This window comes from Vibrio sp. Vb1554, assembly GCF_033344235.1.
This window is the reverse complement of the sequence record NZ_JAWPOJ010000011.1, coordinates 86,525-98,227: the sequence shown is the minus strand read 5'-3', so window position 1 is coordinate 98,227 and position 11,703 is coordinate 86,525. Positions and strand designations below refer to the sequence as shown.

At 44.7% G+C, this 11,703-nt stretch carries 14 protein-coding genes; 1 reads left to right on the top strand and 13 read right to left on the bottom strand.

Features of this window, described 5'->3' with window-relative positions; genetic code table 11:
• Nucleotides 1-36: 36 nt before the first annotated feature.
• Nucleotides 37-1,160, top strand: a protein-coding gene (locus tag R8N28_RS11675) for an IS3 family transposase (protein WP_262635468.1) whose coding sequence is annotated in 2 segments (ribosomal slippage) — nucleotides 37-289 and nucleotides 289-1,160 — 1,125 coding nt in all. Because the reading frame shifts where the segments join, the coding sequence is not laid out codon by codon here.
• Between the two features lie 134 nt (nucleotides 1,161-1,294).
• Here the strand turns inward: R8N28_RS11675 and R8N28_RS11670 are convergent.
• From R8N28_RS11670 to sctW, 13 genes are all read right to left on the bottom strand, one after another.
• Complete coding sequence (locus tag R8N28_RS11670; RefSeq protein WP_017821699.1) at nucleotides 1,295-1,660, bottom strand: hypothetical protein; 366 nt, start codon at nucleotides 1,658-1,660, stop codon at nucleotides 1,295-1,297.
• A gap of 353 nt (nucleotides 1,661-2,013) precedes the next feature.
• Nucleotides 2,014-3,018 (bottom strand): type III secretion system translocon subunit VopD, encoded by a 1,005-nt coding sequence (gene vopD / locus R8N28_RS11665; protein ID WP_065274569.1) that lies wholly within the window; start codon nucleotides 3,016-3,018, stop codon nucleotides 2,014-2,016.
• 10 nt (nucleotides 3,019-3,028) lie between these two features.
• Nucleotides 3,029-4,228 carry a type III secretion system translocon subunit VopB gene (gene vopB / locus R8N28_RS11660; protein WP_065274570.1) on the bottom strand — a complete coding sequence of 400 codons (1,200 nt, stop codon included), beginning with the start codon at nucleotides 4,226-4,228 and terminating at the stop codon, nucleotides 3,029-3,031.
• Nucleotides 4,229-4,235: 7 nt separating this feature from the next.
• Nucleotides 4,236-4,721 carry a SycD/LcrH family type III secretion system chaperone VcrH gene (gene vcrH / locus R8N28_RS11655; RefSeq protein ID WP_005377258.1) on the bottom strand — a complete coding sequence of 162 codons (486 nt, stop codon included), beginning with the start codon at nucleotides 4,719-4,721 and terminating at the stop codon, nucleotides 4,236-4,238.
• A 12-nt stretch (nucleotides 4,722-4,733) separates the two neighbouring features.
• Nucleotides 4,734-6,557, bottom strand: coding sequence for a virulence-associated V antigen (locus R8N28_RS11650; RefSeq protein ID WP_025998613.1), 1,824 nt, complete (start codon nucleotides 6,555-6,557; stop codon nucleotides 4,734-4,736).
• A gap of 10 nt (nucleotides 6,558-6,567) precedes the next feature.
• Nucleotides 6,568-6,852: an LcrG family type III secretion system chaperone gene (locus tag R8N28_RS11645; RefSeq protein WP_005395092.1), complete on the bottom strand. Its 285-nt coding sequence runs from the start codon at nucleotides 6,850-6,852 to the stop codon at nucleotides 6,568-6,570.
• 60 nt (nucleotides 6,853-6,912) lie between these two features.
• The gene (locus R8N28_RS11640) at nucleotides 6,913-7,326 is read right to left on the bottom strand and encodes an LcrR family type III secretion system chaperone (RefSeq protein WP_017634542.1); all 414 of its coding nucleotides are present in this window, start codon (nucleotides 7,324-7,326) and stop codon (nucleotides 6,913-6,915) included.
• The gene (gene vcrD, locus R8N28_RS11635; protein ID WP_086026689.1) at nucleotides 7,326-9,452 is read right to left on the bottom strand and encodes a SctV family type III secretion system export apparatus subunit VcrD; all 2,127 of its coding nucleotides are present in this window, start codon (nucleotides 9,450-9,452) and stop codon (nucleotides 7,326-7,328) included. The genes R8N28_RS11640 and vcrD overlap by 1 nt, the downstream gene beginning before the upstream one ends.
• On the bottom strand, nucleotides 9,436-9,777 hold the full coding sequence (gene vscY / locus R8N28_RS11630) for a type III secretion system chaperone VscY (protein ID WP_005377248.1): 342 nt from the start codon (nucleotides 9,775-9,777) through the stop codon (nucleotides 9,436-9,438). Before vscY ends, vcrD begins: the two co-directional genes overlap by 17 nt.
• Nucleotides 9,778-9,782: 5 nt before the next feature.
• Nucleotides 9,783-10,160 carry a type III secretion system protein VscX gene (vscX, locus tag R8N28_RS11625; RefSeq protein ID WP_005377246.1) on the bottom strand — a complete coding sequence of 126 codons (378 nt, stop codon included), beginning with the start codon at nucleotides 10,158-10,160 and terminating at the stop codon, nucleotides 9,783-9,785.
• Nucleotides 10,157-10,531, bottom strand: coding sequence for a type III secretion chaperone SycN (gene sycN / locus R8N28_RS11620; protein ID WP_005377240.1), 375 nt, complete (start codon nucleotides 10,529-10,531; stop codon nucleotides 10,157-10,159). The genes vscX and sycN overlap by 4 nt, the downstream gene beginning before the upstream one ends.
• Nucleotides 10,518-10,802 carry a TyeA family type III secretion system gatekeeper subunit gene (locus R8N28_RS11615; RefSeq protein ID WP_005377239.1) on the bottom strand — a complete coding sequence of 95 codons (285 nt, stop codon included), beginning with the start codon at nucleotides 10,800-10,802 and terminating at the stop codon, nucleotides 10,518-10,520. The genes sycN and R8N28_RS11615 overlap by 14 nt, the downstream gene beginning before the upstream one ends.
• On the bottom strand, nucleotides 10,783-11,676 hold the full coding sequence (gene sctW / locus R8N28_RS11610; protein WP_065274571.1) for a type III secretion system gatekeeper subunit SctW: 894 nt from the start codon (nucleotides 11,674-11,676) through the stop codon (nucleotides 10,783-10,785). Before sctW ends, R8N28_RS11615 begins: the two co-directional genes overlap by 20 nt.
• Nucleotides 11,677-11,703: the final 27 nt, after the last annotated feature.

Sequence of the window (11,703 nt, the reverse complement as noted above, 5' to 3'; positions counted from 1 at the left end):
CTGTTTTGATAGTACCCAAAAATACTGGAACAGATTATGACTAGAAAACGTAGAAACCACTCTCCTGAATTCAAAGCTAAAGTGGCACTTGCTGCCGCCAAAGGTGATAAAACTGTCGCTGAGTTAGCGCAGAAGTACAACCTGCACCCTAACCAAATCTCTACATGGAAAAAAGAGTTGCTTGAAAATGCTGCCATGATTTTTGCCTCTGAAACTCAGTCGGGCAAGGACAGCTCCGAAGAGGTGGACAAACTCCACGCCAAGATCGGTCAATTGACCATGGAAAATGATTTTTTGGCCAAAGTGCTCGGTCGTTAGACCGAGCACAGCGAAAGAGTTCGCTGGATAAATTCACCCAGTTACCAATAAAGCGTCAGTGCGAGCTTCTCAATGTTGCTCGCTCTACGGCTTATTATCAGCCTGTCGGACTCTCTGTTGAAGAGATTGAATTACGTCGTATGATTGACGAGATCCACCTTCAATATCCGTTCATGGGCAGTAGGCGTATTCGAACCGAGCTGGCTAAAAAGGGCCACAACGTTAATCGCAAGCGTATCGTTCGGATCATGCGTGAGATGGGCATTGGAGCGATTTATCCCAAGCCAAAAACAACACTGGCGAACAAAGCACACAAGGTTTACCCCTACCTGTTGCGTGATATCGAAGTCACTTACCCGAACCAAGCTTGGGCTATTGATATCACGTACATCCCAATGGCTAAAGGGTTCCTGTACCTAGTCGCTATTATCGACTGGTATAGCCGTAAAGTGTTGTCTTGGCGCTTATCGAACACCATGGATACCAGCTTTTGCATTGAGGCTCTTGACGACGCGCTTCAACACTACGGGCCACCTGATATTTTTAACTCCGATCAGGGCAGCCAGTTCACCAGTTCTGACTTCACGGAGAAGTTACTTAACCACGGAATACGGATCAGCATGGATGGAAAAGGTCGCTGGGTTGATAATGTCTTTATCGAACGACTATGGCGAAGCCTAAAATATGAGGAGGTTTATTTAAAAGCTTACACCACACCCCGAGAGGCAGAACTTGAAATCGGTCACTACATGGTGTTTTATAATGAAGAGCGTAATCATCAAGGACTCAATGATCTCACTCCTGATGAAGCCTACTTCGGTAGACAAAGATACGCTGCATGAGCAAGATCAACCACTTAAGAAATTAGTTTATGTGTCCAACCATCGGGGTCCACTTCTGACTGATATGTCCATTCTAAATTATCTATTAAATAGAAATACTCAGGTCAAATTACTATAATCTTGTTAAATAACCTTTATTCTATATAAATATGATGAGTTATAACTCCAGCCAGAAGACATGATGTACTTGAAATAAATAATACGAATGAGAGAACAAACAATCGTTGAATATGAATTGGAACCTTATCCCTCTTCTCTAACATTTTATATCGTTTCGCATGAAAAGTGCTCAGAAAAACAGTTCCATATTGTAATACTCCGTGACCTGATAAGAATATATTCAGAGTGTAGTATCGAACTCCATTATCAAGAGCATCTTCAAGATACTTCAACCACTTGGATTTCAAATAAATAACAAACAAAAACCAAGCAAATATACCTAAAATTCCAACCGTAGTCAGATAAATCACTAAATCTGATGCTAAACTGATATCTTCCATCTTCGACTACTTATTAAGTTGAGTTTTATATAATTCTGTTCCCAAATACTCACCAGTCGAACTACCATATTTTGTTATTGAGTATCTAATTACACCCTTCACTACAAAAAATTCTTAAACACACTTTTTGTGAATAATAATGGCACTTTAACTTAATTTTACGCAACAAGGCTACTATGAAGTTGTTAGCTTTGAGCTGAGTTCAACAAAAACAGTAACTTTTATGCAATGTAACTCACTACGTTATATTGCTTTACAAACAAATCACCCAGTAAATATCCGTATCTAGTTTAGATAGCTGAAATAAAAAAAGCGTTGTATAAACAACGCTTTGTAGTTAGTGAAACGGATGGTTACACCGTTGGGACTGATGCTCGCCACGCTTGGTTCTGGCTATCTGAGATAGATCGGAACAAGTCACGTAGCTCTTTCAATAAACCTTCTTGGAAACCAATGTTTTCATCGGCTTTCTGTTTGGCTGCTTGTGCGCGAGTCGCTTGTACTTCATCATCTTTGCTGCGCGCTTGCGCTTTGGTTTGCTCTACATTCGATGCTGAGTTTGCCATCTGGCCCAAAGCTTGAAGAATAGCGTTCTTCGCTTGGTTTGAGCTCATCAACTTATCGAACTTACGGCCACCACTTGTCAGCTGCGCTGTCGTGTCTGCGATATTGTCTTTCGCTAGTGAGTACGCACGCTTAACCTGATCTTGCTGCGTTTTAGACAAGCTATTGTTATTTAATAACTCTTCTGCTTGATCGAAGCCAGCTTTTTGCGTTTTCAGTACATTATTGCTCGCCATTTCATTCTTGATTTCTTTCCCTGCTTTGAAAGAACCAAGGGCACCAATAATTGCGGTAGCACCCGCTAATACACCCGAAACGACTGCCATCGCGATCATTGCGCTTGCCGAGTTGTTGAGTTCTGCCGCTTGGCTTTCTAAACTCGCGACGTTTGCTTCAACAGCAATTTCACGTTGTAGCACTTGCTGCTCACGGCTCAGCTTTGATACTTGATACAACAATGTTAATAGCGTCAACGATTGTGATACCGCATCTGATGGTGACTTGATCACCTCCTCACCGTTGAGCGCTTTCATCGTTGTGCTCATTAATGAGCTCACCGTCGGTGCAAGAGCGCTCATTAGGTTTGCAACAACTTGAGCTTGGTTACTCACTGTAGGAGCTTTAGGTGTCTCTAACTGGTAGCGTGCTGCACCAGAAACACCTGACTCACTTTGGCTTTTAACGGCGCCCGCTTCAAGCTTTGTTTCCGGCGCTTTTTCTGCTTTGTTGGTTTTTATGGTATCGCCTAAACCGTATAGTTCACCACGACCCGTTCCGCCTACTTTATCTAGCATAATAAACTCCTTATACCGTTGCAGGACGGCTTAACACCGTTTGCATAGTTTCACTTTTCGCTTGAATCATTTGCATGATGAGGCTCATCAACTCTTGGAAGTCTTCCATCAACTTACCAATCTCTTCTTTGAGCTTATCAATGACAGCCTGGCTTAAAGTCATTTTGGCTCGAAGGTCTGTGATATCAGCCTGAATCTCTGTCACGTGAGCATTGTTAGCAGCATGGACACTGTCCGTTGCGCCTTTCCCCACATTGACGGCAAGATCGACGGTTTCTGCGCCATAACGAATCGCTTTCGCTGTTGTTGTCGCAGCTTTTGTGCCCATATCCGCCACTTTCGCCATGTTTGCAGCGGCTTTCGTAGCGATTTCCGTGACCTTTTGAGCTACCTTACCAGCACCTTTTGCTGCAAGTTTCGCGATACCGCCAGCTGCTGCACCACCAAACGTCACAACAGCTCCAATAACCGCGACGGCGATTTCTAATGCCATTACGACTTTGTTTAGCACATCGACATTTACGCCCGCTTCTTTTAGCGCATCTTGAACGGCTGGCTCTTGCAACGCCATGCTCACTGCTCCCATAACGCCACCAGCGATCATAAGTGCACCGGCTGCTGCACCAACACCCGTTGCCACCATTACGGCACCAACAACAATAGAAACCACCGCACTGATCCAACCAAAGATCTTCGCTGCTAAGCCTGATTTTTGGGCTTCTTTTGCAGCGGCTTCCGATTCTTTGATTTTGTCTTGGTTTTCCACCATCTCTTTTTCGTGCTTAGCTTTGGCGACCTTCACTTCCTGAATTTTCAGCTCGTTTTGAGCACTTTTCAGTTTATCCGTGATAGCAGCAAGCTCTACTTCAAAATCATCAGCAGATCCTGCGATGATTTTGACGGCAATCGAACCTGTTTGGTCTGCAACTGCATGGAGAGATTTTGCAATGGTATCGACGATCTTTTGCAGCTGTGCCATGGCTTTTAGCGTCAAATCATTCACTTTGTCACTAACAGCTGCGTTAGGTGCATCTAACTGAACTTTTACTTTTCCGGTGTTCAGTACATCTGCATCTTTACTCTTCACGTTTTCTACCGTCACAGAAGGCGTCGCTGTAGGCGCCGTTTTCTGCACGTTATCTAACGTGGCTTGGCCAGATTCAGGGCTATAAACCTGTGTCTGGATGCGGTCAAGTGCAATAGAACTCATAGTCTAATTACTCCTTTTTATTTCTCACCGCTTCTAACATGATGCCTGCACGCTCATGCAAATCTGCATATTGTGATTTTCCGGCAGACATCTCCTTCGCGCTGTAAAACCCACTCTCTGCTTCTGTCAGTTGTTCCAGTTTCAGGTGACATTCAGCAGAGTGAAAAGGTGGGCGTGGATCATTTACGTCCACTAGCGCTGCGTAGCTGTAGGCGTCTATTGCCTGCAGATACTCACCCAACTCCTGACGAGCCGCGCCAAGGCCAATGAAAAATCGCGCCTGATAATGATCAAGCATGCTGAGTAATTGAAATACTTTCGCTGCTTGCTCAATCTTTCCCGATTGGAAAAAGTTGTAACCTACGGCATAAATGTGTTCGATGGTGTCCTGAGACACATCGTGCAACATTTTTAGCGTGCCTCCCTCTTCCAGAAAAGACAGCAGCTCTTCTGCTTGCATTTGGGATGGATCGGTCGCGTTTGTTTTAGTCATGGTTGGTTATCCTTAAATGGCTCGTAGGATTTCTTGTAAAATACTGTGGTACTTCTGAACAAACTTGTTCATCGCTTCAACGGTCGAGTTGTATTGAGAACTGGTGTCGTTCAGCTCAGTGGTTTTGATTTGCACTTCATCGTTAAGCAACTTGGATTTAGCACTGACAGAACTAGAAAAATTAGACAGTTTTTTCGACTTCTCTTCGTCTTGGTACGACGCACCATCACCGATAGTAATACCTTGTGTTTGAAGGAAGTCTCGATGGTTTGTTATCTTATTATCCGTCAAATACTTGTACTCAGGTGAAGCTTCAAAATCCGTTTGATTACTGTAGTTAAAGTCACTCGCTTTGAAGTTACTTTCTGGATATCCCGGTTTATAAACCCCATCAACACTTTGCGTAGAGTGAATTTTTGATTGCACAACACCAAAAACTTTAAGCTGTATTGTGAGATCCTCTAATGCCTCTTTCTGGTCATTACGTTTCTCTAAACGGTTAACACGACGCTCATTTAGCGCAAGCAGCACTTGCTCATCAAAACGGTCTCCAATGCTGGACTCAACAACGGCCAACAAATCACGAGCCGTTAGAGAGTGCTCTGCTCTCACCTCGCGATCCGCTTTCTCTTTATCGGTGATATTGAGTAGACGCCCTTTCAATGCTCCTAAGTTCTTGCGCAATGCCTCGTATCGCTCAGTAAATGAAGCCCCGGTAGATTCACCTTTTACTATTTTTTCAAACTGTAATCGGATATCTCGTTCGGTGTTTTCTTTGATCAAATTAACTTGAGCTGCCGTTATTTGTGTCTTTTGGACATCGGCTATCGCGCTGTCCTGGTAAAAGTCGTCGATTTCTATATTTGTTAAACTCACCGCGAAGTTGGCGAACAAGCTAGAAAGGGTCAAAGGCTCAGTTCCACCAATAACAGTGTTAAGTGCTGCTTTTAGATTGTTCGTTCCAGTCGCCTCACCATAAGCTGCACTATATTGGCCTTTCACTTGAGCGGCCATTTCATCTAACGCTTCTTTAAGCTGCTGTTTAGAAATACCAGGAGTCCAGGTAATTCTGCTAGCTAGCGCACTTGCGTCATCGGTGCTTAAAGTAATACCAATGCCTTGAAAACTACTTTTTAATTGAGCTGAGACTTGAAGAGCGAAACTCTCTTTAGTCAACAGAAAATCCGAGCTCTTCAGTTGCGCGAGATTAACGGAACCTAAGCTACTAAAGGCATTGCGAAGAAAAGAAATAGAAGCATCTCTCACTTCACGGGAGCCCATTTGATTAGCAAGCTCTGCAACAAAAAGAGAAATTTCTTTGGTGGCGTTAGCCAGACCTGTCTCGGAGAGGTTGGCGATCTGCTCCGCTTGGTTACTCTGAGTGCCCAGATTAAATTGACTAACAAACTCAGTAGATAACGAGCTATCTACGTTTTCCGTCAGTAACTTACTAAACCAAGCCTGAAACTGATTTGATAGCGTTTGGTTTGTTTGAGCATTAAACTCGGCTGCGGTTAATTCACCATCTGAGTTAGCACTTTGTAGCGACTTTAGCCAAACAGATGCGGTGTCGGTCAATGATATACCAGCAAACGCGTTATTTTTCGCTTTTAGGTTTTCAAGCGTATCAACATAAAGCGCGATGCTTTGTGATTCCGTTTGTCCCGAGATAGTTGGCAATGAAGAGATTATCGAGGCAAGTTGCTGAGTCTCTGCTTCACCCAGTACAGGGGTAAATGCCTCTATCAAGTTTTGTTGGAAAGTGGGTAATGGTGCACTACTCGCAGCTGTGTCTGTTGCTCCTGTCGTAGAGCCAGTCGTTTTCATATTCGTCATTTCCAAACCTCTAAATCATCATGCCGCGCATCACTGTGGGACGCTTTCTGCGTTTACCTGACGTACCTTGTAGCTGATTTTGTTGTTGCCGGCGGCGCTGGACTTCGTCTATTAGCTCTTGCTCTGCACGTTTCATGGTATCTACTGGCGCTTTTATGCCTCCAAGTAAAACATCCCCCGCAACAGGACCAACACCTAAGCCTTCCAATAGCTCGTTAAAAATATCGGTTCTGTCTTCAGCTTTTCTAATGGCAAGCTCAGCGTTCTCAATCGCATCGGTAAACGGTTGCTTCATCTTGATTCCTATCTTAAAGCGGGTCATCTCATCGGTGCTGTCAGTAACAGTCGTGAGTTTTTACTTTTTCAACTTTTTCAAAGGTCTATAATCTGCTAGGCGTAAACAGTACCAGCCGTCTAGCTCATCATGGCTTGCACCGCATGCTTTTAGATAGAACTGTGCCAATCGCTGGCTGCTCATGTTGCTACCACGTAACACATCGACGTTGCCGCGAATGACCCAATCGGAGGGATAAAGTTGAATGGCATGTTCAGCCAAGAGAAATAAGCCGGCAAAGGGGTTACTCAACCCCAATTTTGGACGAATGCGTTTCAGAAGAACGATGATGATTTCACCGTCCTCCACCCGAAAAACGAGCTCTAAGCCTTCAACTTCAATTCGATAACCAAGTTGAATTTCACTTTGTTGCCAAAAGTATGGCGTCACTTCGGTCCCCGCTTGCGCCAGCGAGAGTATTAGTTTTGTTTTCATTACATCCCCACCCTTCCAAGTGGCTGAATATTGATTTGCTGGGTTAGTTCTTGAAATGACAAAACGGGCAGATCGTAGTATTCCGATTCAATAAGCTTTCGCACATATCGGCGTACATCCATAGACACAACTAGCACAGGTTTATTCGGCATGCGGCTTAAGTCACCAATGGTCTGTTTCACATCACTGACAAATTGTTGCGTTACTGACGGGTCTAACGCCAAGTAACTCCCTGCTGAGGTTTGACGAATACCGCTGCGTATTGTGTCTTCGAGACTTTGATCCAATAAGTAAGCGGGCAACATGTTTTGTCCGCTCGCGTATTTGTAGCAAATGTAACGTTTTAAGCTGGAACGAATGTACTCCGTCAGCTGTACAACATCTTTCTCTTTTTGGCCCCACTCAACCATCGCTTCCAAGATCACGCGAAGGTTTCGGATAGAAATGTCTTCAGAAACCAAGCGTTGCAAGATTTCCGTCATTTTTTGCAACGGAACAATACGCTGGGCCTCTTTGACTAGCTCCGAATAACTGCCTTCCATCTGCTCCAACAGATAACGCGTCTCCTGAATACCAATAAAGTCTTGTGCGTACTCCTTAAGAACATGAGACAAGTGGTACGTTAAAATCCTGTCGGGTGTGAGAAAACCGACATGACTGGCTACGAGTTTTTGCTCATAACTCTGTGCCACCCAAATGCTAGAAATGCCGGGTAGAAAATCTTCATCTTGCTCATAAGGCACGCCTAATAAATCGATCTGTTCATTCCCTTCTGTCACCAAGAGTTGATCTTTAACAATTCGTCCTCGTGCAACCGGGACTTCTTGTAACTGAATTAAGTACTCGCCATTTTGCATCCCCTCGTTAAAGCGCAGGTGGATGCCTGGGAAAGGCACGCCTAGGTCGAGATATAGTGCGCGTCTAACCCTTGCTAGCTCTTCATTTAATGCGACCGCTTCCAAGCTTTCCTGAAGGCTCGCGTCAAGATCGATCAAGAGTGGGACCGTCATGGCAAACTCTTCTTGCTCACCTAATTTGCCTTTACTGTTTCTAGATGGAGTGGGTTTGTTTGGCTTCGCTGCTGGCGAACCGGCCCCTTGCGAAACAAAGCTTGATAAGTCGGTGCTATCTGATTCAGCTTGTTTTTTCTGTTGATAGAAAAGGAAGAAACCACCACCACCAACCACGGCGGCCAAGACCAGAAAAGTGATTTTTGGAAACCCAGGGATGAGTGCGAACAGCACCAAAAGCACACCACCAATAAGAAGCGCACGTGGCTGAGCAATGACCTGCCCACCAATGTCCGACCCAAGATCAGAAGAATCTTCATGAGAAACACGCGTCACGATAATACCGGCGGTAATCGCGATAAAGAGTGCCGGGATCTGCGATACCAAACCATCGCCAACGGTCAAAATCGCAAACAATTCAAGTGCTTCAGAAGCACTCATGCCTTTTTGCGTTACCCCGATCGTGACGCCACCTAAGATGTTGACCACAATGATGACCAGACCCGCAATGGAGTCGCCTTTAACGAACTTCATCGCGCCATCCATCGAGCCATACATTTGGCTTTCTTTTTCAATCAGTGATCGTCGGTGCCTAGCTTCGTGTACGTCAATTACTCCGGCACGCATGTCACCGTCAATACTCATCTGCTTACCAGGCATCGCATCGAGTGAGAAGCGCGCACTAACTTCTGCTACCCTTTCTGAGCCTTTGGTGATCACCATAAACTGAACAATGGTAATGATCAGGAACACAACGATACCGACCACTAAGTTACCGCCCACAACGAAGTTACCGAATGTATAAACGATTTGACCAGCATCGCCTTGTAGCAAGATCAAGCGGGTTGTCGTGATAGATAAAGACAGACGAAACAATGTCGTGATCAATAGCACCGCAGGAAATGCAGAGAACTCAAGTGGCGTGGTGATGTAAATCGCTAACATAAGCAGCACCACCGCAATGCTCATGTTGGTGCCAATCAGCACATCCACCAGTGCGGTAGGAAGTGGCAATATCATCATAAAGACGATCGCGAGTAACATCACCGCAAGCATGATGTCTTTGCGTTGCCCTACTTTGTTTAGAATATCGATCAACTTATTCATGTGATTCACTATTTAAAGATTGCAGATAGCGTCGGTGCGCTTGGCGTGCCCCATCGACGTCATTTTGTTTCCAACGCGCTTGGCTTAAACAAAACCAGAGTCCTGCCGAGTCAGGATGAAGGTCAGATTTTAATAAGTGCTCACACACCTCAATCGCCCGGGTATATCGACCACTTTGTAAACACGCCACAGCAAGTGTTTGCATCGCCTCTTTGTGCTGCGGTTCTATTTCTAGAACCGCATCGAGAATAGAAATGGCATGCTCTGGCTTTTGGTATTGAACTTGTAGCGCAGCGTGAACAAGTAAGAGTTCAATGTCTTTGGATCTCAACATGTTGGTTAGACCTGAATAAGGAGATTGAGCGCCATAGTGAGGTAACGCTGATCTAGTTGCGTACTTTGTAGCGTTTCAGATGCTTTGATAAAAGAAGCGGAGCCTGAATCCTGTGCAAGAACTTGCAGCTGAGCTAACGTTTCATCAAATTGTTGACGGTATTTTTCTGGACGCAACAACTCTGAGTGCAGCAGCTTGGGCTTAGTTAACGCGATGAGATATTGGTCTGAAGGCCTGAGATCATAGAGCTTCTCTAAATGTGTAGCGACCGCCTGACCATCAGGAAGCAATTGAAATCGCTCTGGGAAATCGGCCTTAACTTCACTATGAGTAACATGCGTAAAGGCTTCGATGCCTACGTTTAAAGTGCTGACTCGAGTCATGAGCCTGCCACATCGTTATGTAGACGAGCCAAAAGCGTAAACGCTTGCTCTAAGGTCGGAAGTGTTACTTCTTCTCCTTTTAGCCTTGCTGAAAAAACCAGAGTTTGTTCATCTAACAAGCCGGTTTTAATTTCGAAAGGCCAGCCTTGATCGGCATGACACAAACACAGTGCACTTTGAATAATGTCACTGGTTTGATGCCAAGATAACGCTCGAGACAACATCAAGAATAACTGCTCACCCTGTCGCTCAATATGCAGCGTACCACTTTGCTCAAAATCCAGCTGCACCCGTCCAGCTGATGAGAAATCGACGGCATCGAGCCCCATTCCTCGGCAAAATTCATCGACGGATGCATCAATCCAACTCATCTTCCCACGCTTCCTCTTCTTCTATATCAATGGCTTCGTCTAGCGCCTTTTGTACCGCTTGGATTAAATTCTGTCGTTGTTCTTCATCGGCGAATACGTCAATTGGGATTGCGCGAACTAACTTATGGAACTCTCGAAAAAAATCGATTTTTTGTTCTACCGCCGTCAATTCCATTGCGTTGGCGACTTTCCATATCTCATCACTGCTTACCCATCGCTGCTCTACCAACGCAATCACATCAGCCATCAAATTAGAAACTTGATAAGCCATAATTCGTCCTTTCCGGTTTAAACATTTGGAACAACTGACTCACACGATCTTGCAACGTATTTAGAGTTTTGAGTTTTTGCATATCGGACATCAACCACTGCAACTTAACCGAATCGATACTGCTACCTTGAACACTAAGATCTGCACTCATGCCTTGCAGCATAAAGTCAACAGCGGTCGATACCTCCTGCTCACCAAAGCGCGCCACCACATCTTGATAAGCAGCGCCGAGCCCTTGATAACTATGAACGGTATCGCGGTAGAAGCCGCGCAGCTGATGCAAAGAGCTAAACTCTTGCTCTTGGCTATATTCATCAGCAAAATTTGAGACACGGATTTCCGTATCAATTTGAGACCATGTATCTGGGTTTTGCTCGATTCTTAGAAGTGCTTGGTCAATCAGCGCTAGTAGGTGTTTACTTTCTGGACTCGCACTCAAAAACTTTTTAACGGCTTTTAGCGCGAGGTATTGATGGCTTTTCTCGTCGGAAAACCCATTCAAGTAGGCTTGTAATTGCGCGATGGTCGAGATATTTCCTCCCGCCATTTTTGTAGCCAAATCTTTGATTTTTTGATTCTTTTCAAGATCAGGGACTTTTCTTAAATAGTCCGAAACGAGTTCATGTGCTTCATTAACTCGAACACCACTGTCTTTCACTTTGCGCTTAGTCAGATCTTTCTCTGCTTTTTCGGAACCGAGTGAAGTGAGTTCTTCCATCGCATCAAAAAGTGATTGTGTAGCATTGTGAACACGGACGGTTTCACCGCGATAATTGCCTTTTTGTGAAACGTCGGGGCGAGACGATTCCAACCCGTTTTGGATAGACGCATCAAACTTTGGATTTGTTGCGATATGATTGTTGATAATACTCATTCACTTGCACTCCTTCCGCACAATACA